This window comes from Marivirga sp. (genome assembly GCF_024636815.1).
Lineage (GTDB): Bacteria > Bacteroidota > Bacteroidia > Cytophagales > Cyclobacteriaceae > Marivirga.
The window spans coordinates 1-23269 of record NZ_JAGXGF010000226.1 but is presented as its reverse complement, the minus strand read 5'-3'; the positions used below and the strand labels follow the sequence as shown (position 1 = coordinate 23269).

Annotated in this window: 6 protein-coding genes; all 6 read right to left on the bottom strand. The window is 34.8% G+C overall.

Annotated elements, in window-relative coordinates:
- Window positions 1–107: 107 nt before the first annotated feature.
- From Q0L29_RS15925 to Q0L29_RS15900, 6 genes are read right to left on the bottom strand one after another with little or no spacing between them, the layout of a single operon-like run.
- Window positions 108–1832 (bottom strand): hypothetical protein, encoded by a 1725-nt coding sequence (locus tag Q0L29_RS15925; RefSeq protein ID WP_296623248.1) that lies wholly within the window; start codon window positions 1830–1832, stop codon window positions 108–110.
- Window positions 1816–3330, bottom strand: coding sequence for a PorP/SprF family type IX secretion system membrane protein (locus tag Q0L29_RS15920; protein ID WP_296623247.1), 1515 nt, complete (start codon window positions 3328–3330; stop codon window positions 1816–1818). Before Q0L29_RS15920 ends, Q0L29_RS15925 begins: the two co-directional genes overlap by 17 nt.
- Before the next feature lie 3 nt (window positions 3331–3333).
- Complete coding sequence (locus tag Q0L29_RS15915; RefSeq protein WP_296623245.1) at window positions 3334–7707, bottom strand: FG-GAP-like repeat-containing protein; 4374 nt, start codon at window positions 7705–7707, stop codon at window positions 3334–3336.
- Window positions 7707–16613, bottom strand: a complete 8907-nt coding sequence (locus Q0L29_RS15910) for a T9SS type A sorting domain-containing protein (protein ID WP_296623243.1) — start codon at window positions 16611–16613, stop codon at window positions 7707–7709. Before Q0L29_RS15910 ends, Q0L29_RS15915 begins: the two co-directional genes overlap by 1 nt.
- Window positions 16614–18599 carry a hypothetical protein gene (locus Q0L29_RS15905; protein WP_296623240.1) on the bottom strand — a complete coding sequence of 662 codons (1986 nt, stop codon included), beginning with the start codon at window positions 18597–18599 and terminating at the stop codon, window positions 16614–16616.
- Window positions 18596–23044: a hypothetical protein gene (locus tag Q0L29_RS15900; protein WP_296623239.1), complete on the bottom strand. Its 4449-nt coding sequence runs from the start codon at window positions 23042–23044 to the stop codon at window positions 18596–18598. The genes Q0L29_RS15905 and Q0L29_RS15900 overlap by 4 nt, the downstream gene beginning before the upstream one ends.
- Between the last annotated feature and the right edge of the window lie 225 nt (window positions 23045–23269).

Genomic DNA, 23269 nt, shown 5'->3' with positions numbered 1-23269 from the left:
CTTTGCAAAAATATTACCTTTTTTGAGGAACGATAATCTTCAAATTAATTGGTCAAGTGTTTAAACTGGTGCGAACTTCCCAGCTCGTACATTGTACCAACCCAACTTCAAAACTGGTAACTATAAGTTAAAGTTCCATTATATTCTGCCTTAATAGTACTTTCAGATAATTCATTTCCTAAAGTTTTTCTGTTGATAAATGCATTGGTAAAACTGAAATTATGCTTTTCCTTCAGGCTGTAAGTCGCGCTCAGGCGACAATTGACAATAGTATTTTGTAATTGACTATTGCTATAACTATTGTTTATAGCTGAGGAGAGGCTTAACCTTAGCTGTTTTTCTAAAAGTGATTTAGTGGCCGAAAAAACTGGCCCAACTGTGAGGTTTTGCATTTCAGTTGCTTCTTGCAAACTGACATTCATGGAAGCCGAAACATTAAGTTCCAGCGGTTTCCATTGGTTTACATAGCCGAAATTTCCGTTATAAAACATAGCTCCTGAGTTTTGCTCTGCTCCTCCTTGCTCATCAGTGGTTTGTTGTGCCGATAAGTTGGCCGTTAAAGAGGCTGATTTTTCTTCCGTTGATTTTAAAATATAATTCGTATTGAAATTTATATTTTGCGAAATCTGCGTAAAATTCAAGGTGTCGGTCGGCTGCACCAATGGGTTTGGGTTATTGATATCCTCAAATTGCGAACGTATATTCGTATAGGTCTGAAAATTGGAATAGCTGCTGCTCAAATTTAATTTGTCGGAAGCGGTATAATTCAAGTTTACAGCCCCTACCCAACGGGTCATTTGGTTTACTTTTTGATTATTTAGGTTATCCCTTTGCAGCCCAACATTAGTGCTAATACTTACTTTGCTATCAAATAATTGAGTCGCACCATTTAAAGTAATGTTCTCCAGGTCACTATTGAAATAATAAGCACCATGCGTTTTATATTCGGGATCGACCCGTTCATATCCTACCCCAATTGTATATCCATTTCCTCCATAATTTAAATTGGATTTAAAGGCTTGATAATAGGAAGTGGACAAACGATGTCTAAATAATCCATTGCTGCTCGGAAATGGGGCGAATACTTCTCTATTAATACTTTCTGATTCTACATTGCGACTAAGAGCAGATTGTGCATATTCAAAAGATAATGAAAATCGGCTAAAAAGGGTGGTACTTCCATTTAAACCAATCACCATATTTTCTTCAGGCAAAACTTCTGAATCTTCAGGTACAAAATCAATGGAATTAGGATCATCTTTAGATTTAAACAAAATTAAATTCAATTGATAACCATCGCCATTGTAGCCCACATTAGTTCCATAGCCAAAACGTTGATACATGGGGTCATTACCGGCAGCAGTATCCGCAGCAATGGGTTTTTGCAGTCTTCCTGCCATAGCACTCACACTCCAAGGACCATCAGGACGCAATTCAACTCCTCCTCCCAAAAACAAATGACCACTCAAAGTATAAGGACTAAAACTCATGCTTGTATAGCCAGCATGCAGGGTAATCCATTTATAAGTCGGACTTACCCCATATTGATTAAAAGGCTGCTGAAAGCCAAATTGCTGGTTGGAGAAATTGAAAGTCAGCGGTATGCTTAAGCCATAAATAGAAAAGTTAAGATTCCCATTGATATAATAATTGTAAGGATCGCGTCTTTGCTCTCCCCCAAAAGAGCTATTAAACAATTGCGAAACTGAAACGCCCCCATTTACTTTAATGGCTTCCCCTTTTCCGATTTGAGACAGGTCTTGCCCCTGTAATTCAAAAACAGAAAAGGCAACAAATATAAAAACGATATGGTATTTAGTCTTTAGTAGCATAAATCAGGAATTCTACCCTTCTGTTTTTCGCTCTATTCTCTTCATTATTATTTTTCACCAAAGGTTCGGTGGTTCCTTTTCCCTCATAGCTTAATCTTTCATGAGCTATTCCAAGGCTTTCCAAATAATCCCGAACTCCTTTTGCACGTTCCTCCGAAATTTTTTGGTTGGCTTCTTCTGTCCCAATATTATCCGTATGGCCTGTTACCCTCAGTTTTAAAGCTGTATTGGCTTGCATCATCACGGCTATATCATTCAAATAAGCTTTGGCTTCATCATTTAAATTAGTTTCGTTAAACCCGTAATTGAAGTTTTTCCTGAGTTCGAATGAAAAATCACGGCTTACTGAAGTTTTATATTCCTTTTCGATGACTTTAACCGGTTGGTCTTGAAAATTATCATCTTTAAATTCTCTTGTACTACCGACTGTGTACTCTTCTTCGGGGAGCTCCTCTTCTTTAGTAATTGGCAATCGTTTAAAAATGCTGACTGAAAATTCAGTGGAGGCCATTTGAGCAGTATTTTCCAAATGTAAATCAACTGCAAAGCCAACTGAGAAATTCTTTTGGGCTATTTGAGTTCCTAGGCTGATGCGGTCTCCTGAAAAATAGCGGGCAAAAATATCCAACTCACCAGCTGTAAAAGGATCAAAGTGACTAGTATCTTCAAATCGAAAAGACCATCTAGGCCCCGCTCCCCAAAAGACATCATTCAGACTTTTTATCCCAATCGCTTCCGCATAAAAAGCATGGCGATTCAAATTAAAAAATTGATACCCACCTAAAGCTGAGAATTTTAGAGGAATTTCATCGTCTCCGCTAATAATACTACGTGCGGGCTGATTGAGATTGAAAACCGATAGGCCTAAATAATTTCGCCTATAGCCTTCCGCATCATTATCATACCACATTAAGCCCGTGGCAACAGAAAAATAAGTGACCTGTTGCCTTTGGAAATCCTCACCCAAACCAGCTGTTTCATCAAAGCCTTGATTATTCACCCATTGGCTTCCGGTGGTAAAGTCTGCCGTATTAAAACCTGATTGATTGGCACTCAACTCTACTCCCATTGCCAAAAAATTATTGGGCATTATCTCCAAATTATAGGCAAAGCCCGGCTTTATGCTATAAAAGGTATAGGGAATGCCCTCTGAAACTTTATCACTCTGAGCGACTAAATTAAATCCTCCCCATCGCTTTCCGGCTGATTGATTTATAAGCGCATATTGAAATTGCATCTGTGTACTATTGATGCTCATTCCGTTATTGTAGCGCTGGATTCTGTAAAGCGCATTGACCCCAATTAAATTTTTTGAGGCCGAAGCTGCGGGATTCAATGCTATTTCACCAAATCCATAATTGGAAAATTGTGTGTTTTGAGCATAAAGGGGAGTGCTTATGAAAGCACATAAAATCAGTACCAATCCAGAAGTTTTGGAAAAGTATTTGTTCAAGTAATTCCCTAAATAAATAAGATCCTTTTCGTAAATTTTCTTCATCCGCTACCTCATTAAATTAATTAAGCCTGATTGCTGCCCCTTAAAGCTTAAAAGACGATCATCAAAATATTTTCCATTTATGCTCCAGACATATACCCCGGATTCCACTGGATTTCCGTTATAATTTCCATCCCAGCCTTGTCCATAAGCCTCCTCCACAGAGTTTGTGCTATATAATAATTTACCTCCTCTGGTGAATACCTTGAATTCAATTTCTTTTATCCCTGCCCCGTAGATTTTGAAGAAATCATTTTGACCATCATTATTTGGCGTGAAAAGATTAGGGATGAATAATTGATTCTCCACGAATACCGTCATCTCCTTTTCAGAAAAACAACCTAAAGAATCCAATACCTCTACTGTATAAGTAGTGGTTCGAACAGGATTGGTAATTGGGTTGGCAATAGTGGCATCGGAGAGACCTCTTGCCGGTTTCCATTGGTAAAAACGGCCACCCGAAGCTCGTAATTGAATGGCATCTCCTGCGCCTATAGTGGTGTCTGCGGTAAGGATAATTTCAGGAGGTGATTGAACCCTAATAGTAACCTCAGCAGTATCCGCTGTACAATTTCCTGCCCAGGCAATTAATTGATAAGTAGTAGTCTCTGATGGATTTGCTATAGGATTAGCCACATTCGGATTATCCAAGGATTCAGCAGGACTCCATTCATATTGATAAGAAAAATTGCTACCATCTGCTGTAGGAGTTCCACCCAATTCGGTAAAATCATCCAAACAAATGCTTCGGTCTTCTCCTGCATCTAAAATAAGTGGTTGATCAAGGGCAATAAAAACTGAATCCGTGTACACACAACCTTCTTCATTCTGCACTTCAAGGAAAACCCAAGAATCTTCTACTGGCCTTGCTATAGGATTACCAATGGAAGCATCAGATAATAAAGCAGCCGGGCTCCATTCCAAAGCCCAGTTTTCATTTATACCCTGAGGGTTTAACTGTACTTCGGCTTCTTCACAGATTAAAATGGAATCTCCAACATCAAAAACAGGCAGTGGAATATGAGTGATTTGAACCGTATCACTAAAAACACAGTATGAACTATTCCATTGCTTTGCCCACCAAGTTACATTTTGATTAATCTGCAAATTCAGAATTGCTGTAGTATCCAATAACTGCTCTCCTAAATCATTAAACCAATTGATGGAATCAGCTGGATTATCAATTTCTAACTGAACCATATCTCCCTCACAAATTTGAACATCAGAGCCTAATGAGAATTCGGGTAGGTTATTTTTAATAACTCTAATGCTATCGGTATTGAAACATCCATTATTATTCTGAACTTCAACCCATATCAAGTCTGACTGCTGAATTTCAAGGCTAAATTCATTTTGATTGGATGCTATAAGCCCGTCATTTTCAGAATACCATTGAATGGATTGAAAATTTTCATCAATTGAGATAGTGGCCATTTCTCCTTCGCATACACTAATTGTATCTGCCAAATTGATATTCGGTAGTGAATTTACCGTAACTAACAAGGTGTCAGAGTTTACACAATGGGTACTGTTAAAAAGCTCTGAAATAATAGTAGTGGAAGATTCAGGTAAAAATTGAATAGCGTTATCATGCACCTCAAGAAGTGTACCGTCCATATACCAATTAACACTATCAGGGCTTCCGTCCAAACTAAGGCTTACAGAGTCTCCAAAGCAAATTGATGGGTCATTGCCCAGTGAAAATTGCGGCAAATTAACGGCATTCACTATTATAGAATCGGTATAAGTACAACCATTGAAGGCATAAGCTGTTGCAATAATGGTATCCGTTTGAATAACTTCATAATTTAAAAACCAATCCTGTTCTTCTAAAGCTCCCTGCTTAACGGATTCCCATTCTACCTTCGAAAAGCCTGATGAGGTTTCGAATACGATGCTTTCAAAAACACAAAGCGTTGTATCATTTCCTAAATCAAATTCAGGTAAATCTTTTTTAATCAGCCGAAGCGTATCTGAATTAACACAACCTAATGAATCTTCTACCGATACAAAAATGGAATCATCTGCTATTACAGTAACCCCGATGCTATTCAAATTGGTATCAATCAAACCATTGTTCGCACTTCTCCATTCAATATTAGCCCAGTTTCCATCAATAGAAATCTCCGCAATTTCACCCTCACAGACTCTTTTTTCTGATAGCAAACCAATAGTTGGTAAGGGATTTATGGTGATTTCCACTGTATCCGTAACTGAACAACCTTTAGCATTTACCTTGGTGATCAATAAAGTATCATTCTCATTAAAAAGATAATTTATACCCTGCATATTTGATGCGATCAACCCCAATTGATAGGATTCCCATAGTGTTGAATCATAATTATTGGGTAAAGTATAGCTTAAACTATCACCAAAGCATAATGAAAAATTTTGTGTGGTTATTTTATTGGGAAGTTCATCAGTAAAAAGGAATACCGTATCCTTTCCAATACATCCTTGAGCATTGATTAATTCTGCAATAATCGTATCATTCTCAAACAATTCGATTTCAATAAACTCACTATTTGATTTAATTAATCCTTCATCTTTTCTATACCAATTGACTTCATTAAAAGTGGCTGCAACTTCCAAATGAACAGATGACCCGAAGCATGCAGAAGTATCTGCCGGTAAGGTGCTTTCAGGAAGCGGAATAACTTCTATATTAACCGTATCGTAAACAATGCAACCTAATGGCTTTTCTACTTCTACTATGATAGTATCATTAGCTTGAAGGCTTGCTGAAAAATCATTCCCTCCATTTTGAAGAAGCCCATTGTTCTTTGAATACCAATTTATGATATCCAAAGCGGATCCAGCAGATAAATAAAAAGTATCATCATAGCAGATTTGCTGATCTGCTCCTAAATCAGGTGAATCACAAATAATAAAACTTTCTTCAGCTGAAAATTCTGAACTCTTGCCACCAGCATCAATTGCCCTTACTTTCCAAAAGTATTCACCTTCGGCTAAATTACTGACATGTCTCTTATTAAAGGTTGAAAAAGCCTGCTGGTTTAATAAAGGGTCTGAACCATTATTTAAACTGAGCGGACTAATTAGATTAAAATTACCAGTAGCACTCCCCAAAGTAATCGCATAATTAATTTCAGCTGAAGCACTCAAATCATCAGTAGATGCATCCCAAGAAAATTCTACTTCATTAGCAGTTACCATGCTTGTCGGATTAGCAGGAATTGACGGACTTAAATTTGTTGAAGCGACTGAATTTTCTGACAAAAAATTTATAATAGCATTATCAGGGTCAACATCCGAATAACCACTTACATATAAGTCGTTCTTATTGTCATTATTAAAGTCTACAACATTTAAACTACCATTGGCTATACCTGTTAATGCCTCAGCATTTAAGGTAAAATTCCCTACTCCATCATTGTTATAAATTTGAGTTGTATAATTGCCTGAATTGTTTAATCCACTAACTGCAAAATCCTTATCCCCATCATTATCCAAATCAAGCAAATCAATAGATGCACTTGACTTCACATCAATCACATTATTAATCTCGGTATATGTTGAACCATCCTGTTTATACCATTTTTGAATTGAATTAAATGATCCATCTATGCCGTAAAACACAAAATCAGTCAATCCATCACCCGTAAAGTCTTGAGCTTTTATATCTTTAATTAAAATATTGGAAATAGGTGAAGAAACCTTTTCTGTCAGACTACCACCTTTATTAATTAAGTAGATATGAGTTTCAAATTGAGCGCTGGCATTTTCTCCTGAAGTTAAAAAATCTATTATGCCGTCATTGTTAAAATCGGCCGCAACTAAACTTCCTAAACCAATATCAGGAAGTGAATAATCTGCACTTTTAGTGAAGGATAAATTATTTTGAATCCATACAGATTGTTCAATAGTATTGCTTTGATTATATCCATTAATGATTAAATCAACTTGTCCATCTAAATTTATATCCAGTGATAAAATTCTAGCTCTATAATATTGACCAATGACATCGTTTAAAACATTAAAACCAATTCCATCATTGATCAAAAGGTAATTCAGAATATTTCCTGAACCATCTTTACCGGTATAAAATATATCAAGTTGATTGTCATCATTAACATCATGAATGCTAAAACTTGAGTTCTTTAATGGACTGAGTGGCAAACCAGAGGCTGAAAAAGTACCATCTTGATTATTGGTATATAATTCAAATAATATAGCACCGGAATTATCAGTCCCTAAAATCAATACATCTTTAAACCCATCATTATTAAAATCAGCCCATTCTATCTGGCTATTTCCTACTGCAGGAAGCCCTGTAGAAGCCACTTCACTAAAGTTTTGAGCATTTACTAAAACTGAATTCAATGATAATAAAAGGAAAAATATAAAGCTTTTTCTCATTACTTAACTATAAATCTTTTTGTAATTGTTTCTCCTTCTGCTTCCATCACGAGCAGATAAACTCCATCTGGAAGCCTATTCTCCCCCACATTGAAAATATAATTCATTTGTTTTTTACCATTAAATCTATAGTATTCAATGCCAGTATTCACATCGATTATTTTTGAATTATGATCATATTCCATATTCCCTTTCATTTCAATTCTAAAATCACCGTGGTTAGGGTTCGGATAAATTGATGTGGAAATATGAAGATCATTAGAATTATATTTACTGGCTTCTTCAGATAAGCGCGCAGCTTCTTCTCTTGAAAGTACCGTAATGGTTTTAGAGACATCCGCCTCACATAAGTCTAGATTTGCTTTCATACTAAGTTCAAACTCACCTGTTCTGGTAAATATCACTTCCTGATACTCATCCGTTTGAGATACTAAGTAAAAATCCGGATCATCAGGATTAATCCAACGAACAGAATCCGGTATTCTCCAACTCACATCCACAATAATAACAGTATCTAGTACTACAGCTTCGGAGGTTAATAAAAAGTCAGCAGATAAAATATTATCATCTTTTATTACCGAAAATTGATGTTGATCCTCACAGCCTGCTTCATTTGTTACAGTCAGATTATAATTACCTTCCGCATCTATCGATATCTCCCTTTCATTACTAGAAAATCCATTATCCGAAGTCCAGTTATAACTACTCCAGTCTCCCGCATCAAGATTGGCCACCCCACCTGTACATAGAAAAACTTCTGAAGGAAGGTTGTTAATCTCCTCTAAAGGAGGGTCTTGAATCGTAATCTCATAACTTACTGAACAACCTGTAGAATCCACTACATCAAAAACATGCGTTCCTGCCAATAAGTCTTCTCTTCTAGAAGCCCTTGTTCCGTCTTCCCAAACCACTTCAAAAGGTGGGTTTCCTCCATCAGGAATAACATCTATCATGCCTGATGGCTCACCATAGCAAATAGGATTAGCTGTGGTTACACTTGTTAAATATATTGGGGTTCCATCTCCCAGAGTTATCAATTCTGTTAATTGACAATTATTATCATCGGTAATAGTTACCTGATAATTTCCTGCTGAAATATTATTTAATGATGCTCCTGTCTCTCCATTTTCCCAACTTATAGTATATGGAGCATTTCCACCAATGATATCTAATTCAAGCCCCCCGTCAGTACCTTGATAGCATGATGGAATAGTTTGAATAACATCATTGATTCTAATAGGATTAAGATTAGGAATAATTACTTCAATACTTTCCCAACAATTATTGGCATCCGTTACTAATACATCATGAGTTCCGGCAGATAAGTCATTCCGCACACTATCCACACCACCATCGGCCCAGCTAATTTGGTAAGGTGAAATACCTCCTTCAATTTCAATAGAGGCATAACCATTTGCACTTCCAAAACAGCTAATTGAAGCTGCAGTATAATTCAGAACTAATGGATTTGGCTCATTCACTGTAAATTGTTTTTCAATTGTACAGTTAAGATCATCCGTTACAGTTACTTGATAAATCCCTGCTGTTAGGTTAGATCTATTACTAGTTCTTGGCCCATCATCCCAGTTGAAGCTATAATTCCCATTCCCTCCAATTACATCAAAATTAATGGACCCATTGAAACCATCTTTACATAGAACATCTGTAATAGTGTCGTTAACAATTTGCAATGAATCTGGCGAATCTATCTCAAATTCAAAAGCTGTATTACAGCCATTAGAATCAGTGATAACTGCTTCATATAAACCTGCGGATACATTCCTTAAAGTATTACCAATTTGACCATTAGACCATTCTACCAATGGGCTATTTGCATTAGTTATACTGTCAATTCTTATACTACCATCATTACCTCCATTACAAGAAACTGAAGTAATTTCATAGTCTAGACTAACTGAATCTTTAGCAGCAACTATTATATTTTGACTTATACTGCAATTATTATTATCTGAAATAAAAACATTGTAATTACCTGCCGTCAAATCAAATCGTCTTTTTAAGGTTGAGCCATCTTCCCATTCAACAGCATAAGGCGGTACTCCTCCTGAAATTGAAAGTTCAACTTGTCCATCAGCAGTTGAATAGCAGGTGAGTTTTTCTGTGGAATATTCTACGGATAAGGTATCTGGTGCAGCAATGGTAATATCTGCCTGATCAGAACAAATATTATTATCATAAACTGTCACGGAATACGTACCGCTCCCTAAACCTGTAACTGCTTGGGTGGTATCCCCTGTTGACCATTCATAAGAATAATTACCCTTACCACCAGAGGCCGTTACAGTTATACTTCCATCTTCTGAATCAGGACATAAAGGTGCACTTTTGGATATATTTGAAATATAGACTGGATTCACCTGACCCAAAGTAATCGATTTCACCCGGCTGCAATTTGTGGCATCTGTAACTAGGACAGTATAAGTTCCCGGGCTTAAATCTTGGGCTATATTACCAGTTTGTTCGGCTTCATCATCCCATTCATATTGATAAGGTGCAATGCCATTTACAGCATTCACTTCTATACTACCATCCGCACTTTCATTGCAAGAAGCTGAAATTACGGCTACTTCCTGAATTCTAAGGTCTGTATCGCTACTGCTAATGTAATAGGAGACAGTATCCGTACTACAACCAATCTCATTTATTGCATATACAGAATATAAACCAGATGCAAGATTTTCAGCCAATGGATCATTAAGAATATCATTATGAGACCATTTGAAAGTATATTCGCTTGAAAGACTATCAAGTTGAATAAATCCATTTGTCTCCCCACATGCAGCATTCCCTATGGACTTTAAGGAAAGTTGAGGTAATTCTTCTTTGTTCAAATAAATATCTTGTGATATAGTGCAACCTACGCTATCGGTCACTATAAAACTATAATTACCAGAAGAGAGATCTGTTCTTAAACTATTATTTAATGCAATATCATCCCAGGTAACAACATAAGGCGGAGTACCTCCCGAAATATTGAGATTAATCTCCCCACCCGTATCATTACAGCTTGCATTTGTGAGTAATGGGTCTGCCGTTAAAAGATTATTGATATCCTCTGTGAGTTCAACCCTTTTTGTGATCGGACAATCATTTGCAGTGACAGTAACAAAATAAATACCGGAATGAATATTTTCTAATGTTGAACTAGTGTTCTCAAATCCCTCCCATTCGTAGATGGCGTTATTTTCAGAAAGTAATTCAATTTCAATACTACCATTTGCTAAACCACATTTAGGTTTGGTGGTGTGAACAGCAACTTCTGGTGCACCAATATTTCCGATAACAAATTCGTGATTTGTTGTACATAAATTGGCGTCAGATACTCTCACGGTATATATCTTAGCTCCCCATAATCCTTCAGCATAATTTCTATCTGTATAAGGTATTGAATCAGGCCAAGAATAGCTGTAAGGAGGGGTTCCACCTGTAACTGATAAAGTTATGGATCCATTTTGCGTATCGCAATCAGCCGCAATCTCATTCGATAATTCTACATTAATAGGTTCAATGCTATTTAACTCAACACTATCTTCAAAGAAGCAACCCATGGCATCTGTAACACTGAAAATATAGCTTCCCTCAGATAATTCCGTTAATGAGTCCGTGTCATTTAATAACAAGGATCCATCCTTAAACCAATTAATATCATAGGGGGGTACTCCCTCATGAGTTTGAATTAAAATTGAACCATTATTCTCTCCACAAGTAGGGTTGGATGAGTTTTGAATAGAAACCGTAAAATCATTAGTCTCTCCAACAAAAAAGCTTGGAAACATTGCAGAACAGTTGTTGGCATCTTCTATGATAATATCGTAATAACCTGACTTTAAAGACGTGCTATCTAAAATATTGCCATTTTCCAACTGCCAAAAAACCTGATAAGGCAATGTGCCTCCAGTAATTTTAACCCCTCCTAAACCATTTGCTTGATTACAAGATGGCATTTCAATAATTTCCGGTTGAATTACTATCGAGTCTGGTTGGTTAATAATAATTTCCAAAGTGTCAGCCAAACAGCTTGAAGAGCTCCCAGTCAATTGATAAATACCCGCTTCAAGTCCTTCAAATATTACTGTATCCTCATCTGAAATTGAAAATGTATCTTTCAAATTCATCAGCTTAAAATCAAGCTTTTCAAAACTTGAAGTCACTTCAATTTCCCCATCAGATCTGTCATTACAACTAGCTGAATGATTAGATAAAACTTGAATATTGGGTACTACTGATTCAATAAAGAAAGAATCAGAGGCTAAGCAATTATATGATGATTTTAAATAAAAAGTATTCCAGCCTGGATCAAGCGTTCTTTTGATTCTAAATTCACCTTTAGATATTTCAAGTGAATCAAAATCAGCACTGTTATCACTGTTTATAGCATAAAGATATTTATCCGTTGACAATCCTCCACCTATTGCTCCACTGAGGATAATGTCTTCAATTGTGGAACAATTATAATCTGTCGCAGAAGATATTTCTACAGTTAATGGCTCCGGTTGATCAATATCAATTCTATCGAATAATGGTGTTTGACAAGCGGTTGTATCTTTTAAGGTAATTTCTACTTCGTAACTACCCGCTGACAAACTATCTACATAACCTTGATCGTGATTTATTGTGCCATTAGGTCCATTTATTTCTATATTAAAGTCATTGATATTGTCGTTATTGCCATAAGATGGAGTAAGGGTGAATTCCCCACTTTCTTCTCCAAAACAAAGAACATCAGTCTTCTCAATACTCAATGCAAGAGAAGGAGTTTTAGGGATGTTTTTGGTTGTAGTAATTAAACATACATTATTATAAGATGAATCATAATAGTTGTCATCTTTTAAATAAATAGTATAGGTACTATCACCTACTAAACCTGTGAAGGTTTTGTGGTGATAAGTTACAGTACCATCATTAGAAGTAGTTGTACTATCAATTGGATGGAAATTAATGTTATCCAATGAAAATAAATGCGGGCTATCTCCCCCTGCTGAAGTTATTTTTAGTTTGGCATCTGAAGAGTTAGCACATTTCGATAAAATAGACTCTATTGAAATAAATTCTAATGGGGCATCTCTTTCCTCGATTGTAATTTCAACAAAATCGGAACATAAAGAATCATCATAAACAACAACCCTATAATCTCCAGCAAATAAATTTTGGAATTGGTGATACTCAGAATTTTCTGTTGAAACACTATCAATAAGTGAGCTAGGGCCATTTTTATCATAAAGTTCTAAAGTATAACTTCCGCCAGAACGGCCACCACTTGCATGAACAGATAATGTTGCAGTTTCGTCACCAGCACAGGGAGGGTAAGTAACTGAATCTTCAACTACGCTTAGTCTAGGGCTCAGTTCGGTAATACTGATCGGGTTACCATTTACTTTATAATCCCCTGATCTATATTCACACCCAAATTCATCTACTACCTTGTAGTAATAATTTCCAGCATAATTTTGAAGCGTTAATTCACTAGCAATTGAATCCAATACAACTCCACCTGTATCATTTAAAAAAGTGATATAATATTTATTATCTGCAAACGAGGCACCTCCTGAAGGATCAACTGTAATAGAACCCGTGCTATCCCCATAGCAAATAGGCTGAGTCACGTTTGTAGTTACGCTTAATGAATCGGGTTCCACTAACTCAATAGAGTCAATATCTATTACTGTTCTTAAACTACTAACAATAGCGGTGTCAAATTTATCGGTAACTTTTATTCTGTAACTGCCTTGAGATAAGCCTGAGAAAACTGCAACCTCAAGTTGAGAATTTAAAGTATCAGCCTTTTCATTAATATTCCCTTTGTATACCTCTACCAAATGAGGATAAACACCACCCTCTGTTTCAACCCTTAGGGTATCGGTTCCGTCATTACATTTTATATTATATATATTACCATTTGAATCTTCATACTCATTTAGAGAGAATTGAAAGCTTAATGAATCCGGCTCGTTTAAAGTAAGGGTATCAGAATTAACAAGGCAACTTCTATCATCTACCACTCTTACATAGTATTCAATAAGATTGCCATTCGCATCATTTGCAAATAAATTAGAAAAAGTACCACTTGTACTATTAGTACTTGAATCAACTTTATTTTGATTAGCATAAAGCATAAAACTATAACTTTCTTCACCACCAGAGGCACTAAAAGAAATATGACCATCATTAGCTCCATATTCGCTTATGTGATATACTTCTCCAGCATTATCTGTGAATAAAGTGTCTGACCTAGCATTGATAGTTAAGGCAGTATCTGGTTCAACGAGTTCGAATTCATGCTCAACAAAAGTACAGCCAAATCCATCAGTTCCATATATTTTATACTCTCCTTCATATAGATTTTCTATGGTTAAAACACCACTTACATTTTCTAAAATTGATACAGTATCCATATCTGCAAGTGTAAATATGCTATCACCAGAAGGTTTTCTTTCGAGTTCTAAATCAAAATCAATAAAAGAACCTTGATTATTACTCATGGATAGATTTATATTTCTAGAATCACCTTTACATGAAATTTGGTAGGATAAATCTGAACTGAAACTAGGTTGGGATTTCTCAGTAAAGCTTATAATATCTGAAACTATTACGCATTGATCATCATTTAAGTAAACCTGATATTCACTAGTATTATTAGCAATTTCAGTTGCACTAACTGTTAAAGAATTATTCGTTCTATCTAAATTAATTTCCGGTGAAAAAACAGAAATATCATCATTAGAATCACAATCATTATTGTCAATACAGGAGTCCCCAGCTATAACAACATATTTATTAATTAGACTATCAGCAACATTGGCATTAGTGTAACTAAATTCAAATATCCCATCTGAATCATAACATTGGGGTTGAGTGGTGGTTTGAGAGGTAAATTGGAATGGGTCTATAGCAGAAAGCATAGTTTGATCCACAATATCAATTTTCACTGAACACCCTGCACTGTCCTCTACTGTTATGCTGTCTACCACAACACCTGCAGATAAGTTATTTATGGTCATATCACTAAATGAATTATTTTGACCATCTGGATTATTGCTTATTACTGCATCAATAATACTATATGACGAACCAGTTCCACCACTTGCATAAAATGTAAAAAAGCCGTCAGAGCCTCCTGCACATGTAGGCCTATTCATGCTTACTGAATCACTAACCGTAATTGCTGAATCGGGAGTGGATATTTGAATTATACTCGACTCTATTACTTCATTATCTCTTACAGTCCAATCAGCACAATCAGTAAATTTAACCCTTAACTTATAATCTCCTTCTGGTAAGTTTTGAAATTCAACCTGATTATTACTTGACTCATTAATTAAAGTATCATAATCATTCCAAGAACCATCATTTTCCTTTTTCAGTAAATAATCTAAACTCCCTGACAGGGCATCTTGAGCAGTAACTGATATGGAAGCAGTACTATCACCTATACAAAAAATATTATAGTCATAACCATCTAATTCATTAGCTACTGGCCCATATTCGAAAGAAATTGAATGGGAAACAATATTTACTGTATCACTAACTAAAACTGCTTCCGAATTATCCCAACTACAATCTGTTTCTTTTCCTTTTATATAATAATTCCCTAAGCCAACTTGAAAACTTACTGCATCAGATATATATCCTATTGTATCCTGCGCGATATTATTGCTATCAAATAATATGTAATCAAATTTAGCTCCCACCGAATCTTCTCTTTGCAATTGGAAGTTAATAGTGGTCAGATCATTTTGACAGTCTAATTCAATTGTATCAGATTGTATATTTAAAGATATATAGTCATTTGGAGGTTCATTAATAGTAAAGGTATCGTTAACAAAGCATGGATAATTTATTGAAGCACTGTCTTTCAGAATCAGAGGTTCCATGGTTATTTCATAATTTCCAGCCCCAAGATCAATTTCTTGATTAACAAATTTTTCTGAAGTGGGGTCATATACTTCATAACTTAACGTATCACTTATAGTGAAAACACTATCATTCTCTGCTTCTATTTGAAAAGAAATAAACTCATCTGATGGTGTAGTTAAACCTATAATTACAGAAGATAAATAGGCATTAGAAAGACTAAAAGTTGCCGTTGCGATTTCTCCTGCACATTGAGGCTGCGAAGAATGAATTAAGTTAAAATCTGGTATTAAATAAAAATCTATTGTAAATTCTTCAGTAGCAGCAATTGACGGACAATTTACATATCTACTTTGCTTAAATAATTTTATTCCAGCATGTAGATCAATATAGTTTGGTGTAAAAGTATAACCATCTATTAATATAATACTGCTCCAATCTTTTATAATAGTTACTTCACCCTGAGCATTTTCATAATACAATCTAGTTTCTATGTTAAATTCACTTGCAGGATTATTCTCTACTGCCGAAATTGTTCCATCATCAGAGCAAATCAACGACTCTGTTTCGCTATTGCCATTAAATTCCCATGTGCTCAAAGGTGGCAGCTCATTGGCATCGCCTGTGAAATTAGGATTAAGAAAGCCCTTTTCTTCAAATGATGATTCAAAGTTACATGTCATATCAGGATTTGGAGGTAAAATTTTATAAGTGGCTGTAACCTCAAGTTTATATTGATCTTCACCTTTTAACCAAGTTACATCTACATATTCCCTACCTTGCTCTATTATGGACGTATCACCACTAGCAAATACACCACCTTTCACCTCCCATATATAATAATAATCACAAGCATTAGCAGAACTTGGTTCTAATGAGGTCCTATATCTAGTTAGACTATTGTAACATACATTAATTTCTCCAATAATAAATTCACTATCGAAAGACTTTAAACCTTCAAAACCCTTCGATTCAGATTCCCCAAATAATAGAAAAAATAAAATCAGAAATAATAAAAGCTTTCTTACTACCATTTAAATAAATATTAGTTTGATATTTTCTTTGATTCTATTGCCTTTCTCCAATTCTAATAATCCTTGATTAACATCCACCTCTTTTATCAAATTGAATTGCTCCCCAATTTTATAATAGACTTTAACTATGGTGACTTTAGTAGCCAAAGAAACTTCCCACATTATCTCGAAAGAATCTTCATTTTCAATTATCTTATAATCAATCTCTCTTTGGGTTTTAAAGCGAACTTTAATTGGATAAGCTTTGGAAACTGCTTCGTTTCTAGCTTTATCTAATGCTATTAATCTATATCTATAATCTCCTTCTATTTCTACTACATCAATTATTTGCTTATTACTTAATCCAAACTGGCTAATCAATTTATATAGAGAGTTATCAATTTTTCTGTATAGCAAATAACCTTCTACGTCTTTACTTGAACTACCTATAAAATCTATTTTAAGACTATCTCCTTCTTGAACAATACTACTTATTATAGGAGGTGATGGAGGGACTATATCTGGTAATTCAACCCTAATCCTTTCAGATAAATCAGATGCATTTCCATTTTGATCAAATGCTACTAAATAATAGTATCGTTCATTATTTATGAGTGAAAGATTTTCTTCAAAAATCGCAATAGTGTCAAGTTTATTTTTATCATAAATCAATGAGGGTTCCGCATCTGGCTTTTGACTTTTATAAACTCTATATCCCGCTATATCATCTTCATGATTTGCATTCCAACTTAGATGCAATAAACTATCTTTCACAAAATAATTGCTGAATCTTGGCTTCGCTGGGGGTATACTATCAATGTTTTGAAATAAAAACGGTAAGGTATATTTTATATGATCTCCTGCAGTTATTCCAACCCTATAATAATTTATTTCATCAGGTAAAGGATCTCTTAAAACATGGTTTCTTGATATACTATCTAATTGAATTAGTTGATAATTTCCTTCTGATTTATCAGATTTTTCTAAAAACACCTTCTCAATAAATTCTACATCCCCTTTTGCAGACCAAAAAATATTATTGTTACTATTATCAAATTGAACTGAATCAATTTGAGGAATAGGAACAACAAATGGTTCTAACTTTTTAATGGAAAGTGTATCAGATGGTGGACTCAATTGTCCAAACGTATTTTTTCCTATTATTCTGTAATATGCTTTCCCTGAATAACTTGTAGTGTCAACATAGGTACTAAATACATTGCGTTTTTGCGGTCCTGAATTAAAGTTTATCTGAGGCAAAGTGTTAACAGCTTCGAAATTTTCACCACCAAAAGATCTTTCTACTATGTAACTTGAAAACACATTTCTATAAGGAGCACTCAACCATTTTAATACTACATAGTCTTCTTCTTGAACTATTGATTCTGTCAGTGGACTAGGTAAAGGTGAAAAATCATCCGGTCCGTAATAGATCGAGGCAGTGTCGGCTGACATAACTGAATCTGGTACATTAGCAAAAACTCTATAGAGGTAACGCTCATTTTCTTTTACATTAAGATCTTCATAATACAGTCCTAAATAACTAGCAACTTCAATTGATTGATCCGCGGCAAATAAAGTAAAAGAAAAACGTGATTTAATTTCTTTTTCTTTATTAACAATTGATATTATTCCATTTTGTGAATTATTTAAATTAATTCCTTTACCATATACAGATTGAGCCGCAATCGCTGCATAATCATTGGTTTGAACAATATCCTCCCATTCATCTAATGTCTTGGGCTTTAAATTCTCAATTAAAATATCTCTTTTTAAAGGTATATTGAGCAATTCCCCATCTCTCTGATAAAAATATTTCTCTATAGTATAACCGTACTCATTTGCAAGAACCCAAAAATTCGAATTGTCAGGTGCCCATCTTAATAAAATCTTATTATTTATAGAATCATATGTAGTTTTAACTTTAACTTTTGGAAGTTCCTGAGAGACTACAGATTCTGCCAAAAGCATCAATATTGAGGTCGATATGATAAATATTTTTCTCATTCTTCTGATCCTACTGAACTATAAAAACTTAATTGAAAATCACTCCTACCTTCATTTCCTCCAGGGAGTATATATTTAAATTGAGCAGGATATAAACCTTTTCGAATCAAAGGGAAACGCGAACTTAATAAGCGCTCAATTCTTTCTGTTCTTGTCCGATTTCTATAATAAGATGAGGCCTTATTACGTAATTCAGCATATTGCTTCTCAACATAATCTGGACTAAAATATTTAATAGCAAAATATTCAGCTGTACTGAAAAATGTTTGTCCAAATTGATTTGACTGGTTTAATTTAAGGTCAGTATCTCTTTGACTTATATAAAATGCAGTGACAGGTGGAACACCATATGTCAAGGACTCTGAATTGGTAACACTGCCAGTAGGAAAATAAGGATAATTATCATAAAGCAGAGGCCCTAAATGATTTTCAAACCAAACTGTATTTTCAAAATCAGCCTCAATATAAATAAGTGGTTCAAAGTTAGTACCACCAGCTATTTCATATTTATCAAATTGTTCTTTACCCCCTGTTATATCAATTGATAATTGATGTACACCATCTCTTAAAACTTTTCTTGAGCCAGAAAGTGTATTGTAATCATCAGAAAATAATTTTTGCTCCAAAGAATTATACTTACTAGTTCTGATATAAAATGAATATATTTCTTCCTCGGAAAGTGCTTCTATACTTCCTTCTGCTTCCATTGTTTGGATTTCAAGATTTATATCCTTTCCATCATCGGTTTTACTAATAGTATTTTTTACTTTTTCAACATTACTATCATAAGAGACGTTTTCTTGACTCGGAACTCTTAATAATTGAAAATGATGGATTATATTATTCGGTAATTCGGGAATATTAAACCGAACTTCATGGGAATTATCATTATACGTGAAATCTGTTCTTATTGAATTTCCGTTTCTATCTGTAAAACTGGCTTTCAAATCCCATCGCCCTTCCTTCTCAAATGGTCTGGTCAATCCTGGGTCATTTAATTTTATATATCCGTAATCAGATTCTCCTTGATAAAAATTAACCATCCCTTCTACTGGATAAGAATACTCAACCATCTCCTCGGGTATATAATCTGGCTGTAGGCCTGTGGTAAAAGAATAGTTTAAAGTCTCAGTAACTACTTCATTATTTTCCTTAAACTCTACCCAAGTCCCATTCACCCTTTCTTCAAAGTGGATTTTTATATCTAATTCTAAATCTGTTGTAGATGGTAAAACTCTCTTTGGATCTAATACAAAAACATTTTTATCAGAATTATAAGTTATATCAGCACCTAAGCTTTTATTGCCCTCTTTTAATTTAAAGTAATCCAACTTCACTCTATAAGCCATTGGATTTCTCTCAAAATCCAATATTTCAAATTCCTTTTCAACAGGAATATTAAATACCGCTTGGGGAGTTGTAAATACATCAATTTCCTGAGACTCATTATTAGGTGTTAGCTCAGCAATCACTTTCATTTCCTGTAACGGACTTTCACCAGAAGATTCTAATTTACATTCCTCCCCTATCTCAACATCAAAATCAAAATCCCCTTCAACCAAACCATCTAAAACACTAAATCTTCCTGAAGCATCTCCTCTCATCCAGAATGGATTAGGGCCTTTTACTTGCATTAAGGCAGCCAGTTCTCCATGAAATATCTCTACTTTCTTTTTTAAAAATCTCAAATTGACATCCATCCCCACAGTTGCTAATAATCCTACATAAGCTTGACCTTGAGCATACCATCCATTTATACCTACTAGCCCTGCTTGTCCACTACAACTTGCATTATACCTAGTCATGTTAATATCAAAACCAGCAGTAGCGGCAAATCTTCCATAAAAAATTACTAAATGTCTTTTTTCGCCCGTATCAATCGTGAAATTTGTTCCGAATGCAAATCCTTTACCTGAGCTTAATTCTGTTAAACTCCTACTGCTATTTCTAATTTCTTCATTTCTAGCCCTTTGCTCACTTGTTAAAATATCCAGAACCAATTGAGGTGGAGGTGGAATTCCAGGTATATCATGCCCTATCATAAAGTAGCTATTGGTTTTAGCTAACCCTAAAATCTGAATACCAATAGGGTTTGAAGGTTTTCCAATATGTATATACCAATAATTATTTTCAAAATGGATTATTGATCTACCGGCAAGAAATCCAGGATTACTACCCGTAACTGCACCTCCGGCAGCATTAACATAAACATCAATAATCCCATGAAAACTTTTATTCCGATTGTCAAAAAGCAATCTAACATCACCCCTAAAAGCAGATCCTGCTTCAGACTTTATTTTCTGCTGATTCGACACCTTAGATGCCAGCTCTGTTACCTTGCCTAAATCTGACATGAAAGACTGAGTCATCATCTCTACACTTCCGTTAAAAGATATTTGATTTACACCCCCATTAGAATTAAAAGATATTCCAAATTCAGCCTTTCCATTAGCTGCTGTTTCTGCATTTTGCAAGCTAAAAATAACTGATGCTTTTATACCTAAATGAACTGTTTCATCAGGTATATAAACAATTCCAGAATTAGATTTACTTAAGTCAACTCCAATTTGATCATTTAACCCCTGTTGACGCATATGATAAAATGCCCCACCACCAAGACCATTTAGTGAAAATGGGCTTACAATCGGAAATCCCTTCTCCCATTGTGCTAAAGCATCTACATACCAATATCTAAAACCATCAACAGAGCCAAATAATGCCGTTGCTGTTACTTCAACTGCTTTATCTCCTGAACCAAAATTAGCTACAACATTGCCTTTAAAACCATTCCCATAAGTATTATCTCCTTCATAAAACTGTAAATTTCCATTAAAGGAAAATCCATTACGACTAACTTTAATACCTATTCCAGACAGCTCAAGCTCATCATATTCGTATCTAATTTGGTTTTCTAAATTATTTCGCTTTGCCCATATTGTGAAAGCGGCCTCTGCACCAAATCCGTTATCAGCAGCACTTACTAGATTTACTACCATATTAGTATGAATTCCAATTCTATTATTTTCAGGATCGGTTTGAAGTGCTATTTTTTCTATACCTATTGAAAAACCACCTGCCGTGTTTTCTTTAGAATTTTGCTCGAAGCCAAAATACTGGGCATCTATATAAGGGGCTTCTGTCTGTAACACCAATGACTGAAATATTAATCCATTTACCTCAGCTCCTTTTTTATCAGAACTGGTGGTAGGATTAACATCCATATTTCCATGTAATACAGCCCTCGGTTTAAATTTTCCTTCTATTACTTTTAACTCAATTAAGGAATTTGGAGAAAGGTTTAAGTCTGCTTTAAAAGCATTAAATTTAGCAGTACTTTTTAATCGTGCTATTAAATTATAATTACCATTTTTAGTAAAAGTGCCAGTATATAAAAGTGGATCTTCAGTTTCAAGAGAAGGAACCTCAATTTGCCCTCCAATATTCCCTGAAATGAATTCATTTTTTAAAATCTCAACATTAATTTCTTCAACTGATAACTTCCAGGTATCAGCATTTCCTTCATTAAGGCCTATAATATTTCTTACCCCAATTAAACCTGTTACTCCTAACTCATCAATAATTAAATTACTTGCAAAAAATGAAGTCCTGGCTGTTTGATTCTTTTTATTAAATTCCTCAGGAAGCGTAACTTCTAACTGTCTGAAATAAAAACCTCTCCATAAAGATCGATTCCCCTCAGTGAAATAAGGTGATTCATATCCGGCAGGAAATGTTAAACTACTAGCATTCTGGCTATCCGAGAAGTCAAATACAGCATTAGACACCTCAAATGTCCAACCCTGCAAATCTGTCATTTGGAATTTAGGTAAACTAATATCCACAATAATATCGTTCCAATCAGTTACACGAGTAACAAATTCAGCCGTTACCCTATCATCTGAAATGCTACCATCAGGATTTTCTTTTACTAAAATATCCTTTGAAAAAGTAACACCAGCATGTATTGATAATTCACGAAATCCATAGCAATCAAATTCCGCATAAGTATTACCTGGATTTTCAGGATCTCCCCCTAACAAGGTTAATAATATTTTTTGCTCTTCATTATTCTCAGAAAAAGAAATATTATTATTCCCGATCAATTCCACTCTACCTACCCCATTAATACCCCCTTCAGCAGTAAATTGGATATCCCTTCCCATAAAAGTTAAAGTATTTTCTGATGGAAGCTCAATAACTAAATAAGCATCTATGTAAGCCGAATCTCTTATAAGTTCTATCTCATGAAAAATAACAGTGTAATTAAGACCTCCAATAGATTTTTGAATCCCTACAGGAAGTTGGAAAGATTGTCCTAAGGATAAATAATCAACAAATCGTCCTTCACCCCTAATAGTATTTAACATATTATTTGCCTCTCCTATATGATAATTAATGGAATCAAAATCCATTGAAGATCCATATGAAAGAGATTTATAATTCATATAATCCTTTTGTTGAGACCTGTCCTCTTTGAGCTCTTCATCAAAAGACCTATATGACTTAAATCTATTATAATTAAGGGAAATTAAATTCCTCTTCGGAATAATTATTGAATGTGAATTATTATAAAAAAAACTAGGTTTAAGAGCTGTTTTATGTTCAATATTACTACCATAATCAGTATAATCTTCTGTATTATAACTATATACAGATATTACTGGTAAAAT